Origin of the sequence: Microcella frigidaquae, assembly GCF_014200395.1 — a bacterium.
Lineage (GTDB): Bacteria > Actinomycetota > Actinomycetes > Actinomycetales > Microbacteriaceae > Microcella > Microcella frigidaquae.
On record NZ_JACHBS010000001.1, the window covers coordinates 1518842 to 1539267 of the forward strand.

The 20426-nt window shown below is 69.3% G+C and carries 20 protein-coding genes and 2 tRNA genes; 5 read left to right on the forward strand and 17 right to left on the reverse strand.

Features of this window, described 5'->3' with window-relative positions; genetic code table 11:
* The first annotated feature begins 16 nt into the window (after positions 1-16).
* Entirely contained in the window at positions 17-1744 is a 1728-nt protein-coding gene (gene pknB / locus BJ959_RS07460; protein WP_153981315.1) for a Stk1 family PASTA domain-containing Ser/Thr kinase, read from the forward strand.
* Between the two features lie 68 nt (positions 1745-1812).
* Here pknB and BJ959_RS07465 read toward each other — a convergent pair whose 3' ends face one another.
* From BJ959_RS07465 to BJ959_RS07475, 3 genes are read right to left on the reverse strand one after another with little or no spacing between them, the layout of a single operon-like run.
* Complete coding sequence (locus tag BJ959_RS07465) at positions 1813-2457, reverse strand: glutamine amidotransferase-related protein (RefSeq protein ID WP_183321932.1); 645 nt, start codon at positions 2455-2457, stop codon at positions 1813-1815.
* A 1-nt stretch (position 2458) separates the two neighbouring features.
* Positions 2459-2620 (reverse strand): hypothetical protein, encoded by a 162-nt coding sequence (locus BJ959_RS07470; RefSeq protein WP_165878985.1) that lies wholly within the window; start codon positions 2618-2620, stop codon positions 2459-2461.
* A 28-nt stretch (positions 2621-2648) separates the two neighbouring features.
* Entirely contained in the window at positions 2649-3488 is an 840-nt protein-coding gene (locus BJ959_RS07475; RefSeq protein WP_341799889.1) for a class E sortase, read from the reverse strand.
* Between the two features lie 53 nt (positions 3489-3541).
* On the opposite strand from BJ959_RS07475, the gene BJ959_RS07480 reads away from it, so the two are divergent.
* Positions 3542-3781, forward strand: a complete 240-nt coding sequence (locus tag BJ959_RS07480) for a cell division protein CrgA (protein WP_153981313.1) — start codon at positions 3542-3544, stop codon at positions 3779-3781.
* Between the two features lie 99 nt (positions 3782-3880).
* Here BJ959_RS07480 and BJ959_RS07485 read toward each other — a convergent pair whose 3' ends face one another.
* Positions 3881-4648, reverse strand: a complete 768-nt coding sequence (locus BJ959_RS07485; protein ID WP_343997594.1) for a rhomboid family intramembrane serine protease — start codon at positions 4646-4648, stop codon at positions 3881-3883.
* Between the two features lie 77 nt (positions 4649-4725).
* On the reverse strand, positions 4726-5268 hold the full coding sequence (locus tag BJ959_RS07490; protein ID WP_153981311.1) for a peptidylprolyl isomerase: 543 nt from the start codon (positions 5266-5268) through the stop codon (positions 4726-4728).
* A gap of 123 nt (positions 5269-5391) precedes the next feature.
* Here BJ959_RS07490 and BJ959_RS07495 point away from each other — a divergent pair, with 123 nt between their 5' ends.
* Positions 5392-5952 (forward strand): hypothetical protein, encoded by a 561-nt coding sequence (locus BJ959_RS07495; protein WP_153981310.1) that lies wholly within the window; start codon positions 5392-5394, stop codon positions 5950-5952.
* Between the two features lie 10 nt (positions 5953-5962).
* Here BJ959_RS07495 and BJ959_RS07500 read toward each other — a convergent pair whose 3' ends face one another.
* Genes BJ959_RS07500 through BJ959_RS07515 form a run of 4 tightly spaced genes read right to left on the reverse strand, consistent with a single transcriptional unit; the run spans position 5963 to position 9285 of the window.
* A complete protein-coding gene (locus BJ959_RS07500; RefSeq protein WP_153981309.1) occupies positions 5963-7516 on the reverse strand; it encodes a 2Fe-2S iron-sulfur cluster-binding protein in 1554 nt (517 codons plus the stop codon).
* On the reverse strand, positions 7513-8469 hold the full coding sequence (locus BJ959_RS07505) for an FAD:protein FMN transferase (RefSeq protein ID WP_153981308.1): 957 nt from the start codon (positions 8467-8469) through the stop codon (positions 7513-7515). Before BJ959_RS07505 ends, BJ959_RS07500 begins: the two co-directional genes overlap by 4 nt.
* 8 nt (positions 8470-8477) lie before the next feature.
* Positions 8478-8876 (reverse strand): hypothetical protein, encoded by a 399-nt coding sequence (locus tag BJ959_RS07510; RefSeq protein WP_153981307.1) that lies wholly within the window; start codon positions 8874-8876, stop codon positions 8478-8480.
* Entirely contained in the window at positions 8866-9285 is a 420-nt protein-coding gene (locus BJ959_RS07515) for a hypothetical protein (protein ID WP_153981306.1), read from the reverse strand. Before BJ959_RS07515 ends, BJ959_RS07510 begins: the two co-directional genes overlap by 11 nt.
* 121 nt (positions 9286-9406) lie before the next feature.
* On the opposite strand from BJ959_RS07515, the gene BJ959_RS07520 reads away from it, so the two are divergent.
* Together BJ959_RS07520 and BJ959_RS07525 are read left to right on the forward strand one after the other, a co-directional pair.
* Complete coding sequence (locus tag BJ959_RS07520) at positions 9407-10078, forward strand: response regulator transcription factor (RefSeq protein ID WP_153981305.1); 672 nt, start codon at positions 9407-9409, stop codon at positions 10076-10078.
* Complete coding sequence (locus BJ959_RS07525) at positions 10078-11472, forward strand: sensor histidine kinase (protein WP_243738866.1); 1395 nt, start codon at positions 10078-10080, stop codon at positions 11470-11472. Before BJ959_RS07520 ends, BJ959_RS07525 begins: the two co-directional genes overlap by 1 nt.
* Before the next feature lie 391 nt (positions 11473-11863).
* Here BJ959_RS07525 and BJ959_RS07530 read toward each other — a convergent pair.
* From BJ959_RS07530 to dnaN, 8 genes are all read right to left on the reverse strand, one after another.
* A tRNA-Ala gene (locus tag BJ959_RS07530) sits at positions 11864-11936 on the reverse strand.
* 98 nt (positions 11937-12034) lie between these two features.
* Positions 12035-12108: transfer RNA gene (locus BJ959_RS07535), tRNA-Ile, on the reverse strand.
* Positions 12109-12170: 62 nt separating this feature from the next.
* Positions 12171-12575 carry a DUF3566 domain-containing protein gene (locus BJ959_RS07540; protein WP_153981304.1) on the reverse strand — a complete coding sequence of 135 codons (405 nt, stop codon included), beginning with the start codon at positions 12573-12575 and terminating at the stop codon, positions 12171-12173.
* Positions 12572-15151, reverse strand: a complete 2580-nt coding sequence (gene gyrA / locus BJ959_RS07545) for a DNA gyrase subunit A (RefSeq protein ID WP_153981303.1) — start codon at positions 15149-15151, stop codon at positions 12572-12574. Before gyrA ends, BJ959_RS07540 begins: the two co-directional genes overlap by 4 nt.
* 45 nt (positions 15152-15196) lie before the next feature.
* Positions 15197-17182, reverse strand: coding sequence for a DNA topoisomerase (ATP-hydrolyzing) subunit B (gene gyrB, locus BJ959_RS07550; protein WP_243738865.1), 1986 nt, complete (start codon positions 17180-17182; stop codon positions 15197-15199).
* A 178-nt stretch (positions 17183-17360) separates the two neighbouring features.
* On the reverse strand, positions 17361-17873 hold the full coding sequence (locus BJ959_RS07555) for a DciA family protein (RefSeq protein WP_153981301.1): 513 nt from the start codon (positions 17871-17873) through the stop codon (positions 17361-17363).
* A 14-nt stretch (positions 17874-17887) separates the two neighbouring features.
* A complete protein-coding gene (gene recF, locus BJ959_RS07560) occupies positions 17888-19036 on the reverse strand; it encodes a DNA replication/repair protein RecF (protein WP_153981300.1) in 1149 nt (382 codons plus the stop codon).
* 5 nt (positions 19037-19041) lie between these two features.
* Entirely contained in the window at positions 19042-20184 is a 1143-nt protein-coding gene (dnaN, locus tag BJ959_RS07565) for a DNA polymerase III subunit beta (RefSeq protein WP_153981299.1), read from the reverse strand.
* Between the last annotated feature and the right edge of the window lie 242 nt (positions 20185-20426).

Consider the following 20426-nt stretch of genomic DNA (forward strand, 5'->3'; position numbering starts at 1 on the left):
GGAGACCGAGGCACCGATGGACGAGGTCGCGCACGGCGCACGACTCATCGCCGGACGATACGAGCTGGGCCGCCTGATCGGCACCGGCGGGATGTCCGACGTCCACCTCGCTACCGATGCCAAGCTCGGTCGCCGCGTGGCGGTGAAGCTGCTGCGCTCAAGCCTGGCGTCCGAGCCGGTGTTCCGCACCCGATTCCGGCAGGAGGCGCAGTCCGCCGCCCGCATGGCGCACCCCACGATCGTGCGGGTATTCGACGCCGGCGAGGAGGTCGCGACCGAGGCCGACGGCACGGAGAAGATCGTTCCGTACATCGTCATGGAGTACATCGAGGGCCGCCTGCTGAAGGACATGATCGCCGAGGGGCCGCTGCCCGCGGACGAGGCGATCCGCATCACGGAGGGCATCCTGACCGCCCTCGAGTACTCGCACCGGGCAGGCGTCGTGCACCGCGACATCAAGCCGGGCAACGTCATGGTGACGTCGTCGGGCCAAGTGAAGGTCATGGACTTCGGCATCGCGCGAGCCCTCTCCGACTCCGCCGCGACGGTCGCCCAGACCAGCACGATCCTCGGAACGGCGCAGTACTTCTCGCCGGAGCAGGCGCGCGGCGAGACGGTGGATGCTCGCACCGACCTCTACGCCGCCGGCGTCGTGCTCTTCGAGCTGCTCACCGGTCGTCCGCCGTTCCAGGGCGAGTCGGCCGTCGCGGTCGCCTACCAGCACGTCAGCGAGCAGCCGGTGGCACCCAGCACCCTGAACCCCGCGCTGAACCCGGCCGTCGATGCCGTCGTGCTGCGCGCCCTGACGAAGGACCGCTTCGCGCGATTCCAGACGGCGAGCGAGTTCCACACGGCGCTCCGGGCCGCGGCCGCCGGGGAGGCTCCCCCGCCGCCCGCCGCACCCGCCGCCGACTTCACCTCCACCCTGTTCGGTGTCGACCCGCGGGCGACCGCCGACACCGAGGCGGCGATGCGGCAGTTGAGCGTCGACGACGATGAGCGCCGCAGCCGCACCCAGTCGCGGCCCCCGGTCGCCTGGATCTGGGCCGGCATCGCCGTGGTCGGTGTCGTCATCGCCGCCGTGCTGTTCTGGGCGGTCAACCTCGAGAGCAGGCCCATCGCCCAGGGCACCGCCGTCGCCGTGCCCAACATCGTCGGCCTCGACTACGAGGAGGGGGCGCAGATCCTCCTCGACGCCGAGCTCCAACCACAGCCCACGACCGAGGTCAGCGCGACCGTTCCCGAGGGCCAGATCATCAGCACCGATCCGCGGGCGGGCATCACGGTCGCCCCCGGTCAGGTGGTCGGCGTCGTCGTCTCGGCCGGCCCGCAGCGCATCAGCGTGCCCAGCCTCACCCTGCTCACCCTCGAGGAGGCGGAGCAGGCGCTCCTCGAGCGTGGACTCACCCTCGGCACGGTCACCGCGGAGAACTCGGCTTCGGTCGCGCGCGATATCGTCATCCGCTCCGATCCGGATACGGGGTCCGAGCTGCGCGAGGGCGACACCGTCAACCTCGTGATCTCGACGGGCCGCGTGACCGTGCCCGATGTGCGCAACCTGTCGATCGGTGAAGCCTCGTCGCAGCTGACCGCACTGGGCCTGCAGATCACCGTGGAGGGCGACGCGTCGTGCAGCGGCCAGAAGGTGACCGCGCAGTCCCTGCCGCCGGGCGACCAGCCGCAGGGCTCGGCCGTCACGCTGCGCTACTGCAGTGGGCTCGAAGGGTCCTCCGGCGAGGGGTGATCCGCTGCCGCGCGGTAGAGGTGCTGTGACGGAGTCTCAGGTCGGCATCGCCGAGCCCCGCCGCGAGGTCAATCGCGCGGCGTGATCGCGACGAGCGGGCTGAGCCCGACGGCCGTCTCCGCCGCGCTGGGCAGGCCGGCCTCGGCCAGCCAGTTGCCCAGCATCCGGTAGCCGCCCTCGGTCAGCACCGATTCGGGGTGGAACTGCACGCCGTGCATCGGTGCCGAGCGGTGCCGCACGCCCATGATGATCCCGCCCTCGGTGCGCGCGGTGACGACGAGCTCGTCGGGCACCGTTCCGTCGACGATGGCGAGGCTGTGGTAGCGCGTGGCGCGGAAACTCTCGGGCACACCATCGAAGAACGCGGTGCCGTCGTGCTGCACCTGCGAGGTCTTGCCGTGCATGAGCTCATCGGCGTGGCTCACCGTCGCGCCGAGAGCTTCGGCGATGGCCTGGTGGCCGAGACAGACCCCGAGCAGCGGCGTGCGGGCGGCGAGCGCCGCCCGCACGACGGCGATCGAGATGCCGGCCGACGCCGGATTCCCCGGACCGGGCGAGACGAGCACTGCGTCGTATTCGGCGATGAGCGCGGCAGCTTCCGCGGCCGGGACGGCGTCGTTGCGGATCACCGTGGTCTCGGCGCCGAGCTGCTGCAGGTAGCCGTCGAGGGTGTAGACGAAGCTGTCGTAGTTGTCGATCACGAGCACGCGCACGTCACGGTCCTCCGACGGATGAGTCCTGCGGCAGCAGGAGATCGGCAGCCCAGGGGAACACCCACTGGACGAGGGCCGCGATGACCACCGCGGCGAGCAGGATCAGAATGAGCACCCGCACCCAGACAGGCCCAGGGAGGATGCGCCACAGCGCTGCGTACATCAGACCGCCCCTCTGGGGCCCATGGGGCTCATCGCCCGGCCTCGACGAGCGATGAGATCTCGGGCGGCGGGCCGACGGCGCGCGGGTACCACGTCTCGAACGCCGCGTAGGCGATGATCCGCTCTGCTGTCGACCAGGGAGGGTTGCAGCTGGTGAGGGTCAGCACCCGATCGGTCGGCGCGACGCCGGGAGCCGCCGGAACCGGCTCGAGCACGTCGACACCTGAGGGCCACACGTACTCGAGCCCGCGGAAGCCGTACTGGTACCAGCCGTCGACCGTCTCGACATAGATCTTGTCGCCCAGGCGGAACGTGTCGATGTCGCCGAAGGCGCTGCCGTACGTCCAGCGGTGTCCGGCGAGGGCGAAGTTGCCGACCTCGCCCGGCATCTGCGTGCCGATGTAGTGACCGACTCCGACAGTCCAGCTGTTCAGCACCGTCTCGACGTCGACGCCCTGGGCGATCGAGCGCTTCCACTCGGCGCCGAAACGCGGAACGATGAGGGCCCCGAAGACCTCTCCCTCGCGGGTCGGCTCGGGGGTGACGACCGGCTCGCCCGGATCGGCCGGGCGCTCGGCCGTTCCCTCCCCGCGCTCCCAGCGGGTCTGCAGCTCCTCCTGGACCTCCTCGGCGGCGACCTGCTGGTTGGAGCCGACGACGACATCGTTCAGCCAGAGGTACCAGCCGAGGAAGAGCATGACGACGACACCGGCAGTGATGAGGAGCTCGCCGAGCACCCCGGTCACCGTGATGCGGGCAGGTGGGCGAGGAGCCGCGGCCGCCCGCCGGCCGCGGCGGCGCTCCGGAACGGCCTGCTCGGCCGTCGCGGGCGCGGCGCTTGCCTCGGCGGAGGGCTCCTGCTCGGTCACGGCTCGATTCTAGCCGCAGGTTCCGGGGGGGCCCTGCGGTTAGACTGCTTCGCATGGCCCGTACGACGACGCGCAACGCCGAGAACCCCGAGACGCCGCGGGGTGCTGACGCCCCAAATCCGGTCTGGTTCAAGCCGATCATGTTCGGCTTCATGCTCGTCGGCCTGATCTGGATCCTCGTGTACTACATCAGCCAGGCGTCCTGGCCGGTGCCGAGCCTCGGGCCGTGGAACATCATGGTCGGCTTCGGGATCATGTTCATCGGCTTTCTGATGACGATCCGGTGGCGCTGACGCTCGGCACAGGGCGCGACGATTCTTCGAATTACACGGGTGTGATTATCCCCACTGTGGACACCCCTGTGGATAAGTCGTGGAGAGCGCCCGCGGCGCTCAGCCGATGACGAGGCGCAGCACGGTCGCCGCGACGAGCAGCGCACCGATGCCCGCGAGCAGCCAGGCCTGCTTCCGCTGCTGATCCGTGCGCCGGGTTCGGAGCATGATGGCGGCGCACGCCGCCCCCACGAGCAGGCCCCCGACGTGCGACTGCCACGAGACGCCCGGGATCAGGAACCCGAGCGCCAGATTGATGGCGATGATCACGACCAGCTGGATGTTCCGGCCGCCCAGCCGGCGCTGGATGACGAAGAACGCGCCGAGAAGACCGAAGATGGCGCCGGATGCTCCCACCACGATGCTGAGCGGCGCGAGCCACAGCACCGCGACTGAGCCGCCGAGGGCGGAGAGCACGTACACCGCCGCGAACCGCGCGCGCCCGATCAGGCTCTCGAGCAGCGGACCGAGCACCCACAGCGAGTACATGTTGAACATGATGTGGAAGATCGAACTGTCACTGTGCACGAGCGCGACGGTGAGCATCCGCCACGGTTCGATCGCGGTGAGCGGCGGAAAGTAGGCGAGTGCCGCGGTGACGGCACCCTGCGTCACCCACTGCAGCACGAAGACCGCGAGGGTGACCGCCAAGATGCTGTAGCTGACCACCGGAGCACGGCTGCCCGGGCGGAACGCCCGCACGACGGCCGGAGCCCGGCGCGGCAGGGAAGCCCGCGCGGCGGCGACGCACTCCGGGCACTGGACACCCACAGCCGCGGGCGTCCAGCACTCGGGGCAGACGGCGCGGTCGCAGCGCTGGCAGCGCACGCCGCTCGCCCGATCAGGGTGGCGATAGCAGCTTCCCGCGCCGGTCCCGGATCGGGGCTCGCCCGCCGCCGGATCGGTCACGCGACCTCGACGACCTCGATGCTCGTGATGACGACATCATGCAGCGGCTTGTCGTTCGCGTTCGTCGGCACCGCCTCGATCGCCTTCACGACGGCCTTCGAGTCGTCGTCGGCGACGGCACCGAAGATGGTGTGGTTGCCGTTGAGCCACGGCGTCGCGACGGTCGTGATGAAGAACTGCGAGCCGTTGGTGCCGCGGCCGCCGCGCTTGCCCGCGTTGGCCATGGCGAGCAGGAAGGGCTCGCTGAACTGCAGCTCGGGGTGGATCTCGTCGTCGAACTCGTAGCCGGGGCCGCCGATGCCCTGCCCGAGCGGGTCACCGCCCTGGAGCATGAAGTCCTTGATGATGCGGTGGAAGATCACGCCGTTGTACAGCGGCTCGGTCGTCGCCTGCCCGGTGCGCGGGTGCGTCCACTCCAGCGTGCCGGTGGCGAGGCCGACGAAGTTGCGCACGGTCTTGGGGGCGTGGTTGCCGTAGAGGTTGACGACGATGTCGCCGTGGTTGGTGTGGATGGTGGCGACAGCGGTGTGGATCGACATGCCGCCCATTCTGGCATGGAGGCTGCTGGCGGCTGGCTGAGCATCGGCGGCGCATCTGTTGGGCGCGGGGTCGGGGAGTGCCAGGATGGGGGTGTCGACCACTGACGATGCAGGAGGGTCACCATGGAACTGTCACGCAAGCGCCAACGCGAGCTCAAGAAGCTGCGCCGCGAGGCCGAGAACGTCTGGGACGAGCAGCGCGAGGTTCTCGAGCGTGCCGCGGGAATTCTGCGCGATGCCAGTCGGCAGGCCGCCTCGGTCGCCCGGGATGACGTCGCCCCGCGCGTTCGGCAGACCTATGAGAAGCGCATCGTCCCCGGCGTGGAAGCCGGTGTCGACTCCGTGCGGCACGCCGCGTCGGCGACGCGCGACCGCTTCGTCGACGACGTCCTTCCCGCGGTCACCGGCGCGATCGGCTCCGCGATCGCGGTGCTCGATGTCGCGCGCGACAAGCGCATCCGGGATGCTCTCCGCCAGGTCTCCTCGACCGGCCGCGAGCTCGCCACGCGCGGGAGTCAGCGCGTGGGCATCGTCGAGGTCAAGTCTCAGCCCGGGCCGGGCCGGTACATCCTGATCGGCCTCGGCGTGGTGGCGACCGCCGCGATCGCCTACGCCGCCTGGCAGACGCTGCGCACCGACGACGACCTCTGGGTCGAGGAGGAGATCGCCGCGCCGGAGGCGTGAGCCGCCCCCGTCACAGGTCGAGCACGAGCTCGGGCGTGCGCGCCCGCGAGACGCATGGGTAGAAGACCCCGACCTCGTCCTTGTCGGCATCCGGCATGACGGAGTCGAGGTGGAGCGGCGTGCCGCGGAGCACCCGCGTCTCGCACGTGCCGCACACGCCGGTGCCGCACGAGGTCGCGACCGGCAGGCCCGCCCCCTGCAGGGCGGCGAGAATGCTCTCCTCCGCCGCGACCTCGACGCGCGTCCCCGAGCGCTGCGCGACGACCGTGACGGCCACTCGTTCGACACCGACGGAACGGTCGGTCGCGATGAAGCGCTCCGTGTGGCAGCGGTCGCGCGGGGTCGCCTGCTCGACGGCATCGAGCAGCGTGCTGCTGCCGCAGGAGTAGACGGCGGTCTCCGGCCCGGTCGCCGCGATGACCCGCGCGAGGTCGAGGCGCTCGCTGCGCTCATCGCCCGCGACGACCTGCACGCGATCGCCGTACCGCTGCTCGAGCTCGGCGGCGAAGGCGAGCTGGCTCCGGGTGCGACCCAGGTAGAGCAGGCGCCAGGTACGCGTCGGCGGCAGGGCCTCGATCATCGCGCGGATCGGCGTGATGCCGATGCCGCCCGCGATAAACAGGTAGTCGTGCGCCGCCTCCAGGGGGAAGTGGTTGCGCGGCCCGATCACGTCGAGCTCGTCGCCGAGCTGGGCGATGTCGTGCAGCCAGGCGCTGCCGACACCAGTCGGCTCGGCCCTCAGCACGGCGATGTCGACGTGGTCGCGATCGGCGGGGTCGCTGCACAGCGAGTACTGGCGCTCGATGCCGATCGGCAGACGGAGCGTGATGTGCGCCCCGGCGTACCAGGGATCGATGGGCCGGCCGTCGACCCGGGCGAACCGCAGGCGCACGACGCCGTCGGCGACCGGGTGCTTCGCGATGATGCGCATCCTGGTGACCGCCAGCGGGTCGCCGGGGTTCGCCTCGGCGAGGGAGGGGACGACACCGGCTCCCCCCGGTGCCGGAGCCGAGCTCGAAGCGGCCGCGGCGCGGGACCGGCGCGCCATGACCACGCGGACCGCCAGGGCGAGCAGGCTCGCCGTGACGATGACGGTCGCCACCAGCTGATACCAGACGGCCCCGGCGTCGGTGCCGGCGAGCGTACCGTGGACCGCGACGGCGAGCACCGCGACGTAGCTGAGGTAGTGCACGGCCTTCCAGAAACGGCGAGGCAGCCGGTTCATCACCAGCGAGGTGAGCTGCACGGCGAGCAGGACGTAGAACGACAGGATGCCGAGGGCCACGGGAACGGGCCGGTACTCGGCGACAAGCGGGACCAGCAGCTGGTCGAGGGGCATCGCGAGCCACGGGTCGAGCATGAGCGAGACCAAGTGGATGCCCGTGAGCACGAGGGCCAAACCACCGAGATAGCGGTGGAGGCCCTGCAGCCACGCCGGGTTGTCCGCCCCCCGGAAGACGCGGGTCGACAGCAGGATTCCCCAGAGGACGGCGACCGTCATCACGATCCAGGCGAGCACCGCGCTCGCGCGGGTGACGTACCACCAGAAGTGCGGGTCGTTCATGCGTAATCGCTCCAGTTCGGGGTCGTGCGCTCGACGCCGTCGGCATCGATGGTGAGGGCCGCGGCACCACGGGTGGGGAGCCAGGCGAGGTAGTCGTCGAGGGGGCGGAGGACGCCGGGCTTGGTGAGGGCCTCCGCGCGCGCCGCCGTGGCGGCGATGACCGTGACGGTCTGGGTGCTCGTGCGGGTGCTGCGCAGGGTGGCCGGGTCGATGAGGTGGTGGGCGTCCGCGCCGTCCACCCCGAGCCAGCGGCGCTTGCGCTGACTGGAGGTCGCGATGCCGCCGTCGCCCAGGCGCACGGTCGTGCGCGTGCTCGCGAGGTCGAACGGGTCCTCGACCCGGACACGCCAGGCGATGCCGTCTGGTGCGGTGCCGCGCACCCGCACATCGCCGCCGACCTCGATGAGACAGCCGGCCACCCCCAGCGCCATCAGCTCATCGGCGATCAGGTCGGCGGCCAGGCCCTTGCCGATGCCGCCGGAATCGAGCGTCGTGCCGACCGGCAGGGTCACCGTCGCGCCATCGAGCCGCATGGCGTCGAGGTCGGCGCGGTCGCGGGCGGAGGGAGGAAGGGCGGTGGACCGGCTCCCGTCGACGAGCGACCGGCCGTAGCCCCCGGCCACGAGCGCAGGCAGGAGACCGGGGTCGAAGTCGCGATCGGTCTCGTGCCAGGCGGCCCGCATCGCATCGAGGAGCACGATCGTGTCGGCGTGCACCCTGGTCGGCCGCCCCTCGGCGGTGTTGACGCGGGTGAGGTCGCTGTCCGGGAGGAAGCGGCTCCAACGCTGCTCGAGCTCGACAAGGCGGCGCTCGGCACGAGCGACCGCTTGGATGCCGAGGTCCTCGTCGACATCCGCACCCTCGGGAGCGAGGACGATGCGGAGGCGGGCGCCCCCGCCCATCGCGCGGACCGCGCGATCGATGATGCGCGACGGCGCCTCGGTGGTCGGCATGCGGACGATCAGCCGCCGGAGCCGGCGGTGGTGCCGTCGGCGGGAGGTGCGGGTGCCGGGGCAGGCGCCGCCGGGGCAGGCGCCGGTGCCGGACGGGCGGGCGCGGCCGGCGCGGGCGCAGCCGTACCGGCGCCCGAACGCGGGCTCGTGCTGCCGCTCGACGTGCTGCTCGGTGCGGCAGGTGCCGCGACGGGCTCGGGAAGCAGGCCCGCATCGAGCACCCGCACGGCCAGCGCCCGGGCGGGGACGCTCGCGGGCGCCGCGTCGACGACCGCGGCCGCGGCAGCCTGTTGCTCGGCGTGCGCCGCTGAGATCTGGAAGCCGGTCACCATGCCGATGAGGGCGATCGCGGTGCCGGCTCCCGTGAGGGAGCGCGCCACCGCGGCCGGGTGGGTGTTAGTCGTCATCGTCCGTCTCGTCCTCGGACTCGTGGCTCTCGTCGTCCGACTCGTCATCCTCGGACTCGTGGCTCTCGTCCTCGTACTCATCATCGTCGTCGTCGTCGTCGTACGAACCGGCGGAATTGCCCGCCGTCGGCGGAGCGGGCTGGACCGGGACCGCGGGGGTCTCAGTCGAGGTGCCGTCGTCGCCCTGGCCGGGGATGGTGCCGCTCTCCGCGTCGGCGAGACGCTGCCGGTACTCCTCCGGGATGTCGCTGCCCTTGGGCGCGACGGGGACGAGAACCGGGGTGGCCGTCCCGATGACGGAGGGCTCGCTCGACGCGGAGCTGAGCACGGACTGGTTCGCGGCGTAGGCGCCGCTCGCGGCACCGAGAACGGCGACGATGGACAGGGCCGTGATGATCTGGTTCTTCATGCTTCGACCGTACGGAGTTGTCGTTTCAGGAGCGCCCGCCGGATATCCAAGATTCATCCAAGATGGCGATCGACCCGAGGGGATCCGTGCGAGCCGGACGGGACGGGTGCAGGATGAGCGCATGCATGTTGTGGTGATCGAGGATGACGACGCCGTCGCCGACGGCATCGTCGATGGTCTCTCCGACCGCTCGATCACCACGACGCGCGTCGCGACGGGCACCGAGGGCATCGCCGCCGTGGCGAGCCTCCAGCCCGATCTCGTCGTGCTCGACCTCGGGCTTCCCGACATGGACGGCACCGAGGTCTGCCGCCGGTTGCGCGCGACGAGCGCCGTCCCGATCATCATCGTCAGCGCCCGCGACGAGGAGGTCGACCGCGTGGTCGCACTCGAGATCGGTGCCGATGACTACGTGGTGAAGCCGTTCGGAATGCGCGAGCTCGTGGCCCGCATCCATGCCGTCACCCGCCGGACGGTCCAGGATGCCGCCGCGAGCCCCCCCTCCGCGGAATCAACCAGCCGCCTCGTGGTCGACAGCCGGGCGCGGCGCGTGCTGCTCGACGATGTCGAGGTTCACCTGACGCCCCGCGAGTTCGACGTGCTCGAGTACCTCGACAGCGACCGCGGCGCCGTCTTCCGGCGGGCGGACATCCTGCGCGACGTCTGGGACACCACCTGGTTCGGCACGGCGAAGACGCTGGATGCGCACATCGCGGCGATCCGCAAGAAGCTCGGTGACCCGCGCTGGATCGAGGCTGTCCGCGGCGTGGGCTTCAAGCTAGTCGAGCCCTGATGCGCTGGCGGTTCATGGGCATGGTGATGGTGATCACCGCGCTCGTGCTGCTCGTGCAGACCGTACCCCTCGCCCAGTACCTGCGCGCGGTCGAGACCGATCGCCTCATCACCGGCCTCGAGCGCGATGCGTTCGTGCTGGCGGGTCGCGCGGAGGAGGCGCTGGAGGCGCTCGAACCGGCCGAGGTGGCCGGCATCGCCGCGATCGCCCAGGAGTACCGCGCATCGGGCGGGGGCCGCGTGGTCATCACGGATATCGACGGCACTGCTGTCGTGACGAGCGACGACGACCAGTCAGCGGTCGGCGGTGACTACTCGACCCGACCGGAGATCGCGCAGGCCCTCGCCGGCACGATCGCGACCGGGTCGCGCTTCTCGACGACCCTCGACGAACAGCTGGTCTACGTGGCCGTGCCGGTGATCAGCGGTCAGGACATCGTCGGCGCCGTGCGCTTGACGTACCCCGCAGCAGTCGTCGACGAGGAGGTCGCCGAACGGCTCAGCGTGATCGGCATCGTCGCCCTGCTGACGCTCCTGATGGCCGGCATCGCGGGGGTGATCTTCTCGGGCACGGTGACGCGACCCCTGCGCGTGCTCACGGCCGCGAGCGAGCGGCTCGCCGGGGGCGACCTGGATGCGCGGGCCGACACCGGTCGAGGAGCCCCCGAGCTCATGCAGCTGTCATCGACCTTCAACCGGATGGCTGATCGTCTCTCCGCGCTGATCGACGAGCAGCGGGCCTTCGCCGCCGACGCTTCGCACCAGCTGCGGACCCCCCTCACCGCGCTGCGCCTCAAGCTGGAGCGCGCGCACGACCTGCTCGAGTCCGACCCGTCGGGTGCCGCCGAACGGCTGGTCGCGGCCGAGCGCGAGACCGACCGGCTGGTCACCATCGTCGAGGGGCTGCTGGCCCTCGGTCGAGCGGGGGCACCCACGGTGCGCCCCGCGCCGACCGACCTCGGAGCAGTGGCTCGTACGCGCGTTGAGCAGTGGGAGGCTCTCGCCGCCGAGTCGGGTGTCGAGGTGCGCGTCGAGGGTGCGCCGAGCGCCGGGGTGCTCGCGATCCCGACCGCGGTCGAGCAAATCATCGACAACCTGCTCGACAACGCCCTCGCCGTCTCGGCCGAGGGAACCGTCGTGCGGGTTCTGGTGACGGGCGGTGAGCGGCCGTCCGTCAGCATCATCGACGAGGGGCCCGGGATGTCCGACGAAGAGCTCGCCCGCGCCTTCGACCGCTTCTGGCGAGGGTCGACGACGACCCCCGGCACGGGGCTCGGCCTCGCCATCGTCGCCGAGCTCGCGCGCGCGAGCGGAGCGGAGGCGACCCTGAGGCGCGGCGACCCGCGCGGTCTCGTCGCCACCGTCGAGTTCGCCGGCACCCACCTCGACCCCTGACGCGGCAGAGCGAAGGTGCTCGTCTCGCGGAAGCGGCATCGCGCCGCGGGAGCGGGCTCGCAGAACTCGATCCGAGACGCGAAGCGAGACGACCACGCTCGTCTCGCGGAAGCGGCATCGCGCCGCAGGAGCGGGCTCGCAGAACTCGATCCGAGACGCGAAGCGAGACGACCACGCTCGTCTCGCGGAAGCGGCATCGCGCCGCAGGAGCGGGCTCGCAGAACTCGATCCGAGACGCGAAGCGAGACGACCACGCTCGTCTCGCGGAAGCGGCATCGCGCCGCAGGAGCGGGCTCGCAGAACTCGATCCGAGACGCGAAGCGAGACGACCACGCTCGTCTCGCGGAAGCGGCATCGCGCCGCAGGAGCGGCGGCGCGATCAGAAAAACCGTGGAGCCTAGGGGAATCGAACCCCTGACCTCCTGCTTGCAAAGCAGGCGCTCTACCAATTGAGCTAAGGCCCCGCATCCCCCAGATTACCCGCACGCCGCGTCGCGGAGACGGGAAGAAGGAGGGATCGGGACGTCACGCCGCAGAATCGGCGGCGTGACAATCAATACCGTGGGGATACCAGGACTTGAACCTGGGACCTCTTCGTTATCAGCGAAGCGCTCTAACCGCCTGAGCTATATCCCCGTAGACCGGATGCCACTGTACAGCACCCGGTCGGGCTCTCCCAATTCGGGAGGAGCGCCCGATCAGTTGTTGGTGAAGCCGACGAGCAGGCCGCCGGTCACGCGCACCATCAGGTTGTAGAGGAGGGCGCTGATCGCGCCGATGGCGGTGCCGCCCACGACATTGAGGATGGCGACGATGGTCGCGAACAGCATCACCTGCCCGAGCGAGAACAGGCTCACGAGACCGGCGTCCTCCCCGAGGATGGCGCTGAAGACCGAGTCGACCTTGGCGATGACGCCCTGCGCGTTGAGCACGATCCACACGAACAGGGTGGCGACCATCAGCAGGATGGCGCCGCAGATCGAGACGAGGAACGAGAGCTTCACCGCCGACCAGAAGTCGATGTAGACGAGCTTCAGGCGAACCTGCTTGGTCGGGGCCTGGCGCTGCGACTTGCGCTGCAGCTTCTCGGCGACTGTGCTCACGGGTTGTCGTCCTTTCCGCCCGCCGCGGCGTCGGGTGCCGCGGTGGTGTCTTTGTCGCCCTCCGCCGCATCGGCGGGAGCAGTGTCGTCATCGGCGAGGTTGCGCTCGCTGTTGCGGGCGATCGCGATGATGCGGTCATCGTCGTCGGGCCGAGCGAAGACGACCCCCATGGTGTCGCGGCCCTTGGCCGGGACCTCGGCCACGGAGGAGCGTACCACTTTGCCGTTTTCCATCACCACGAGCACCTCGTCGTCGTCGCCGACGATCAACCCGCCGGCGAGCGCGCCGCGGTCGTCGCTGAGCTTGGCGACCTTGATACCGAGGCCTCCCCGCTGCTGCACCCGGTACTGGTCGGCGGCTGTGCGCTTGGCGAACCCGCCCTCGGTGACGACGAAGACGTAGCCGCCCTCGGTGACGACATCGGCCGACAGCAGCTCGTCGCCGGCGCGGAACTTCATTCCGGTCACGCCACTCGTCGAGCGGCCCATCGGGCGCAGAGCCGCGTCGTCAGCGGTGAACCGCAGCGACATTCCCTGGCGTGAGATCAGCAGCAGGTCGTCGGAGTCGTCGGCGAGCATGGCCGAGACGAGTTCGTCGCCCTCGCGCAGGTTGATGGCGATGATGCCGCCCGTGCGGTTGGTGTCGTACTCGGTGAGCGCGGTCTTCTTGACGAGGCCGTTGCGCGTGGCGAGCACGAGGTGCTGCGCGACCGAGTAGTCGCGGATGTCCAGGATCTGCGCGATCTCCTCCTCCGGCTGCAGCGCGAGGAGGTTGGCGACGTGCTGCCCCTTCGCATCGCGGCCGGCCTCCTGCACCTCGTACGCCTTGAGCCGGTAGACCCGGCCAGTGGTGGTGAAGAACAGCAGCCAGTGGTGCGTCGTCGTGACGAAGAAGTGCTCGACCACGTCGTCCGCGCGGAGCTGGGCACCCTTGACGCCCTTGCCGCCGCGGTGCTGCGAGCGGTAGTTGTCGCTGCGCGTCCGCTTGATGTAGCCGCCTCGGGTGACGGTGACGACCATCTCCTCCTCGGGGATCAGGTCCTCCATGCTCATGTCGCCATCGAAGCCGAACATGATCTCGGTGCGCCGGTCGTCGCCGTACTTGTCGACGATCTCGGTGAGCTCCTCCGAGACGATCGAGCGCTGGCGCTCGGGGCTGGCGAGAATCTGCTGGTAGTCGGCGATGAGGCGCTCGAGCTCCTCCGCCTGCTCCTGGATCTTCTGGCGTTCGAGAGCGGCCAGGCGGCGCAGCTGCAGGTTCAGGATGGCCGTCGCCTGCAGCTCGTCGACGTCGAGCAGCGCGATCAGTCCGTCGCGGGCCTCCTCGACGGTGGGCGAGCGACGGATCAGCGCGATGACCTCGTCAAGGGCATCCAGCGCCTTCAGGTAGCCGCGCAGGATGTGGGCATCGGCCTCGGCCTTCTTGAGCCGGAAGGCGGTGCGCCGCACGATGACGTCGATCTGGTGCGCGGTCCAGTACGTGATGAAGCCGTCGATCGGCAGTGTGCGCGGCACGCCGTCGACGATGGCGAGCATATTCGCACCGAAGTTGTCCTGCAGCTGGGTGTGCTTGTACAGGTTGTTGAGCACAACCTTGGCGACCGCGTCGCGCTTGAGGACGATCACGAGACGCTGGCCGGTGCGGCCCGACGACTCGTCACGGATGTCGGCGATGCCGCCGAGCTTGCCCTCCTTGACGAGGTCGGCGATCTTGATCGCCAGGTTGTCAGGGTTGACCTGGTACGGCAGCTCGGTGATGACCAGGCAGGTGCGGTTCTGGATCTCCTCGACCGTGACGACCGCGCGCATCGTGATCGACCCGCGGCCGGTGCGGTACGCATCCTGGATGCCCTTGATGCCGAGGATCTGTGCGCCGGTCGGGAAGTCGGGACCCTTCACCCGCTGAAGGATCGCCTCGAGGAGCTCCTCGCGATCGGCCTCCGGGTGCTCGAGGTGCCAGAGCGCGGCCGACGCCACCTCTCGCAGGTTGTGCGGCGGGATGTTCGTGGCCATGCCGACCGCGATGCCGACCGAGCCGTTGACGAGGAGGTTCGGGAACCGCGAGGGCAGGATGCTGGGCTCCTGCGTTCGACCGTCGTAGTTGTCCTGGAAGTCGACGGTGTCTTCCTCGATGTCGCGCACCATCTCCATGGCGAGCGGGGCCATCTTGGTCTCGGTGTACCGCGGGGCCGCGGCGCCGTCGTTGCCGGGAGAGCCGAAGTTGCCCTGGCCGGCGGCCAGCGGATACCGCATCGACCACGGCTGCACGAGGCGGACGAGGGCGTCGTAGATCGCCGAGTCGCCGTGCGGGTGGAACTGCCCCATGACGTCGCCGACGACGCGCGAGCACTTCGAGTACGCCTTGTCAGGACGGTAGCCGCCGTCGAACATCGCGTAGATGACGCGGCGGTGCACGGGCTTGAGCCCGTCGCGCACGTCGGGCAGGGCGCGACCGACGATGACGCTCATCGCATAGTCGAGGTACGACCGCTGCATCTCGAGCTGCAGGTCGACCTGGTTCACCTTGCCGCCCGGGCCGTGCTCGGAGGTCTCGGTGCCGGTCGTCTCGTCTGCCATCGGATGCCCTTCAGTGGTGGAGTGCGGGTGCGCGGTCGCTGTCGACTAGATGTCGAGGAAGCGCACATCCTTCGCGTTCTGCTGGATGAACGTGCGGCGCAATTCGACGTCGTCGCCCATCAGGGTCGAGAAGACGCTGTCGGCCATCGCCGCGTCATCAAGCGTGACTTGAAGGAGCGTGCGGGACTCCGGGTTCATCGTGGTGTCCCACAGCTCCTGATGGTTCATCTCGCCCAGACCCTTGTAGCGCTGGATCCCGTTGTCCTTGGGGATGCGCTTGCCGGCTGCGAGGCCCGCCTCGAGCAGCGCATCGCGCTCGCGATCGCTGTAGACGTACTCGTGGTCGGCGTTCGACCACTTGAGCCGGTACAGCGGCGGCTGCGCGAGGTACACGTAGCCGAGGTCGATCAGTGGCCGCATGTAGCGGAACAGCAGGGTGAGAAGCAGCGTCGTGATGTGCTGGCCGTCGACATCGGCATCGGCCATCAGCACGATCTTGTGGTACCGCACCTTGTCCGGGTCGAAGTCCTCCCCGATGCCGGCGCCGAAGGCGGTGATCATCGCCTGGACCTCGGCGTTGCCGAGGGCGCGGTCGAGTCGCGCCTTCTCGACGTTGAGGATCTTGCCGCGCAACGGCAGGATCGCCTGCGTCTCGGGATTGCGGCCCTGGACCGCCGAGCCGCCGGCCGAGTCGCCCTCGACGATGAAGATCTCGCTGAGCGAGGGATCCTTCGACTGGCAATCCTTGAGCTTTCCGGGCATGCCGCCCGACTCCAGCAGGCCCTTGCGCCGGGTCTGCTCGCGCGCCTTGCGTGCGGCGATGCGCGCCGCCGAGGCCTGCAGCGCCTTGCGGATGACGTCCTTCGCCTGCGCGGGGTTCCGGTCGAACCAGTCGGCGAGGTGCTCGCCAGCGACCTTCTGCACGAACGACTTCGCCTCGGTGTTTCCGAGCTTGGTCTTGGTCTGCCCCTCGAACTGCGGCTCGCCGAGCTTGATCGAGATCACCGCGGTGAGGCCTTCGCGCACGTCGTCGCCGGAGAGGTTCTCGTCCTTCTCCTTGAGGATGCCCTTGTCGCGCGCGTACTTGTTGACCAGTGTGGTCAGCGCGGCACGGAAGCCCTCCTCGTGAGTACCACCCTCGTGCGTGTTGATCGTGTTCGCGTAGGTGTGCACCGACTCGGAGTACGCGGTCGTCCACTGCATGGCGACCTCGAGCGCGATGCGGCGCTCCGGGTCCTCCGACTCGAACGAGATGATCTCGGGATGCACGACCTCGATCTTCTTCGCCGAGTTCAGGTACTCGACATAGTCGACAAGGCCTTTCTCGTAGAGGAACTCCTCGTGCCGGGCGCCCTCATCGGTCAGCGCCTCAGGACGCTCGTCGGTGATGGTGATGCGCAGGCCCTTGTTGAGGAAGGCCATCTGCTGGAAGCGGGTGCGCAGTGTATCGTAGTCGAACTCGACGGTTTCGAAGATCTCGCTGTTCGGCCAGAACGCGATGGTCGTGCCGGTCTCGGTGGTGGGCTCGCCCTTCGCGAGGGGAGCATCCGGAACACCGTGGCGGTAGCTCTGCGTGTAGACGTTGCCCTGTCGACGTACCGCGACCTCGAGCCGCTCGGAGAGCGCGTTGACGACGGAGCTGCCGACGCCGTGCAGACCACCCGAGACCGCGTACCCGCCGCCGCCGAATTTGCCGCCCGCGTGGAGGATGGTGAGCACGACCTCGACGGTCGACTTCTTCTCGACGGGGTGCTCATCGACCGGGATGCCGCGACCGTTGTCGATGACCCGGACTCCCCCATCGGCGAGGAGGGTGACATGGATGGTGTCGCAGTGCCCGGCGAGCGCCTCATCGACGGAGTTGTCGACGATCTCGTAGACGAGGTGGTGCAGACCGCGCGGGCCGGTCGAGCCGATGTACATGCCGGGCCGCTTGCGCACCGCTTCGAGGCCCTCGAGAACCTGGATATCTCCGGCCCCGTAGGAGGCCTCGTTCTTCGCAGACGTGCCGTCGGGGGTGGAGGAGGACATGGTCATTGGATGGGCGCTCCTGCCGGGTCGATCGCTGGTGGCAGATCAGGGGGCTGAACAACGCCCCGAACTGGCGGGTCCATCCTAGCAACGGAATGCCTTCAGGAGGCTTCAGAATGGCCCTCTGGGGAGATTTCTGGACGACGGTGGACTGATTTGCGGTTGTGGCTCCGCTCGTTCAGCCGTAGGTATCTCGGGGGCCTCGACCGGGTACCGATCGCGGACCGCGTTTCCAGCTCGGCGCACCGGGCCCGATGAACCGCACGGAGGACACCTCCGCGTCAGGGAACCGCTGCAGGATCATCGTCAGGATCTCCGCGCGCATCAGCCTCAGCTGGGTGGCCCAGGCTGTCGAGTCGCACTGCACCATGAGCACGCCCTCCTCGATGCCGACGGGTTCGCTGTGCGCGGCCGTGTCGGAGCCGACGAGCTCGGGCCAGGCCACGAGGAGCTCGCCCCGGGCGAGCGGGGAGCTCCAGCCGAGCGAGCGGGTCACCGCATCGATGACGTCGCCGAGGCCCGCCGGGTCGCGGCCGTTCTCGAAGGGGGCGGTGCCGTCGAGCGACCGTGCGGCTCGACGCCGGCCATCCTTCGACCGCAAGGCAGGGTCTCCCAGCAAGCCGCGCAGACGGCGATAGACGGCGCTCGACTCCGACTCCGCGTTCGCCGCCGACTCCGCGGGCGACGTCATGTCATCGCTCCCAGTCACGCGCCGTCCTCCACGATCTCTCCGGCGCGGATCCCCACCCGGGCCGCCGCCAGCCTCGCGGGAACATCCGCGCCGACGGCCGCCGTGATCAGCACTTGCTCGTATCCGCCCACCGCGTCGGCGAGACGCTCGCGCCGTCCGTGGTCAAGCTCGGCGAACACGTCGTCGAGGATGACCACCGGGTCACCAGCCACCTCATCAGCGCGGAGCACTTCAGCAGTGGCGAGTTTGAGCGCCAGTGCGTAGGACCAGCTCTCGCCGTGGCTCGCATACCCCCGCGCGGGCAAGCCGTTCAACTCGAGCACGAGATCATCGCGATGCGGGCCCACGAGGGTCACCGCCCGGTCGAGCTCGTCCCGTCGCCGTGAGGCGACCGCGGCGCGAAACGCTTCGGCCAGAGTGGTCGGATCATCCACCGTCTCGGGAGGGAAGTCTTCATCGGCGGATCCATGGATGCTGAGCCGCAGCGCGATCCGCGTGCGATGCTCATCCCCCGCGACCGCGGAGTACGCCGCACCCACGTGCGGCCGCAATTGCGCGACCGCGTCGGCCCGCGCGGTGATGATCTGAGTGCCGAGGTCGACGAGTCGTTCATCCCACACATCGAGGGTCGTGAGCTGATCGGGCCGGAGCCGCGAGGACCGGGCCGACTTGAGCAGCGAGTTGCGCTGCCGGACGACGCGCTCGTAGTCGGACATGACGCCGGCCATGCGCGGCGAGCGCTGCGCGACGAGAGTGTCGAGGAAGGCACGTCGGACACCGGGATCGCCACGGACGATGGCGAGATCCTCCGGTGCGAACAGCACGCTGCGCAGGTAGCGCGGCAGATCCCGCATGCGGATCGCGGATCCGTTGACCTGTGCACGATTGGGTGCGCCGCGGTTGAGCTGCAGCTCGATCACGAGGGCCCGCTCATCGTGCTGCACGCGCACCCGGACGACTGCGGACTCCGCACCGAAACGGATCAGGGGCTGGTCGCCGGAGACCCGGTGCGACGAGGCCGACCCGGCATAGGCGATTGCCTCGACGAGGTTCGTCTTGCCCTGGCCGTTGCGGCCGATGAAGAGCACCGGGCCGGCCTGCAGGGCGAGGTCGACCTGGGCGTAGTTGCGGAAGTCGACGAGCTGCAGGTGGGTGACGTGCACGCCCGTCAGCGCAGCAGCAGGTTCGGCTGCAGCAGGTAGCGGTAGTTGTCGGAGCCCGGCTGGTCCTTCGACGACTGGCTCGTGATCAGGACGGGACCCGGCTTGTTCGGGTTGTCGGTCTTCGTGAAGCCGATGCGCACGAACTCGCTGTGCACGGCTGAGAGCCCGTCGATGAGGAACTGCGGCTTGAGCGACACCGTCGTGTCGCCACCGGTCAGGTGGGCGTCGATGGTCTCCGAGGCCTGAGCGTTCTCGGAACCGATCGCTTCGAGGGTGAGACCGTCATCGTTAAAGCTGTACCGCAGCGCCGCATCCCGCTCGAGAACAAGCTGCACGCGACGAGTCGACTCTACGAGCTCAGCCGTGTTCATCACGGCGTAGTTCTCGACGGTCTCGGGGAAGAGACGCTTGACGGGCGGGAAGTTGCCCTTGATGAGAAGCGAGGTGACCGTCTTCTGGTCGGCCGAGAAAGCGATCAGCTCCCGATCTCCTCCGCTGACGATCGTGACCGACACGGTGGCGGCGTGGGCGAAGATTTTGCCGATCTCGGAAAGCGTGCGAGCCGGTACAAGCGCGGTGACACCGTCGACCGAGCCGGTCGACTCCCAATCGATCTCTCGGACCGCGACGCGGTAGCGGTCGGTGGCGACGAGGGAGAGGCGGTTGCCCGTGATCTCGAGCTGCACACCGGTGATGACCGGAGTGACATCGTCGCGCGATGCCGCGACGGCGACCTGCGCGACCGCATCGGCGAAGGCATCACCCGGCAGGACTCCGCTGGATCCGTCGACGACCGGAAGGCTCGGGTACTCCTCGACGGGCATGCTCGAGAGTGTGAATCGGGCCGACCCGCAGCGGACGGCGATCTTGCCCTCATCGGTCGTGAACTCCACCGGTGCATTCGGCAGGCGCGAGGCGATGTCGGCGAGCAGCCGGCCGGAGACGAGAACGGTGCCGTCCTCGGTGACATCGGCGGTGATCGAGGTCTGCGCCGAGACCTCGTAGTCGAAGCTCGAGAGCGTGACCGTCGAACCCTCGGCGCGGAGCAGAACTCCGCTGAGGATCGGCAGCGTCGTGCGCTGAGGAAGAAGCTTGACGGCGAACGACACCGCTTCGCTGAAGACGTCGCGATTCACCTGGAACTTCACGCTGGTCCCTCTCATCGACACGGCCCCGGGCGGGGCCTTCCATACTGGCACAGCGCCGAGCCGGGGGCGATGGCGCGCTCGTCTCCTCAGGTTATCGACCGGATGCTTAACCAAGAGAGAAGAAGAACAGCATCATTAACCGCTGTTCACACTGTGGAGAACCGCCCTCCACGCCCGGGATCATGAGGAACTACAGCCGTGGAAGATGTGGAAACGCTGCGGGGAGATCTGGTCGAGGCTCG

Excerpts from the sequence above, each read along its gene's own strand:
- pknB (WP_153981315.1), top strand. The coding sequence starts at position 17 with ATGGACGAGGTCGCGCACGGCGCACGACTCATCGCCGGACGATACGAG.
- BJ959_RS07470 (WP_165878985.1), bottom strand. The coding sequence starts at position 2,620 with ATGTACGCAGCGCTGTGGCGCATCCTCCCTGGGCCTGTCTGGGTGCGG.
- BJ959_RS07480 (WP_153981313.1), top strand. The coding sequence starts at position 3,542 with ATGGCCCGTACGACGACGCGCAACGCCGAGAACCCCGAGACGCCGCGG.
- BJ959_RS07490 (WP_153981311.1), bottom strand. The coding sequence starts at position 5,268 with ATGTCGATCCACACCGCTGTCGCCACCATCCACACCAACCACGGCGAC.
- BJ959_RS07495 (WP_153981310.1), top strand. The coding sequence starts at position 5,392 with ATGGAACTGTCACGCAAGCGCCAACGCGAGCTCAAGAAGCTGCGCCGC.
- BJ959_RS07500 (WP_153981309.1), bottom strand. The coding sequence starts at position 7,516 with ATGAACGACCCGCACTTCTGGTGGTACGTCACCCGCGCGAGCGCGGTG.
- BJ959_RS07505 (WP_153981308.1), bottom strand. The coding sequence starts at position 8,469 with ATGCCGACCACCGAGGCGCCGTCGCGCATCATCGATCGCGCGGTCCGC.
- BJ959_RS07510 (WP_153981307.1), bottom strand. The coding sequence starts at position 8,876 with ATGACGACTAACACCCACCCGGCCGCGGTGGCGCGCTCCCTCACGGGA.
- BJ959_RS07515 (WP_153981306.1), bottom strand. The coding sequence starts at position 9,285 with ATGAAGAACCAGATCATCACGGCCCTGTCCATCGTCGCCGTTCTCGGT.
- BJ959_RS07520 (WP_153981305.1), top strand. The coding sequence starts at position 9,407 with ATGCATGTTGTGGTGATCGAGGATGACGACGCCGTCGCCGACGGCATC.
- BJ959_RS07525 (WP_243738866.1), top strand. The coding sequence starts at position 10,078 with ATGCGCTGGCGGTTCATGGGCATGGTGATGGTGATCACCGCGCTCGTG.
- gyrA (WP_153981303.1), bottom strand. The coding sequence starts at position 15,151 with ATGGCAGACGAGACGACCGGCACCGAGACCTCCGAGCACGGCCCGGGC.
- gyrB (WP_243738865.1), bottom strand. The coding sequence starts at position 17,182 with ATGTCCTCCTCCACCCCCGACGGCACGTCTGCGAAGAACGAGGCCTCC.
- BJ959_RS07555 (WP_153981301.1), bottom strand. The coding sequence starts at position 17,873 with ATGACGTCGCCCGCGGAGTCGGCGGCGAACGCGGAGTCGGAGTCGAGC.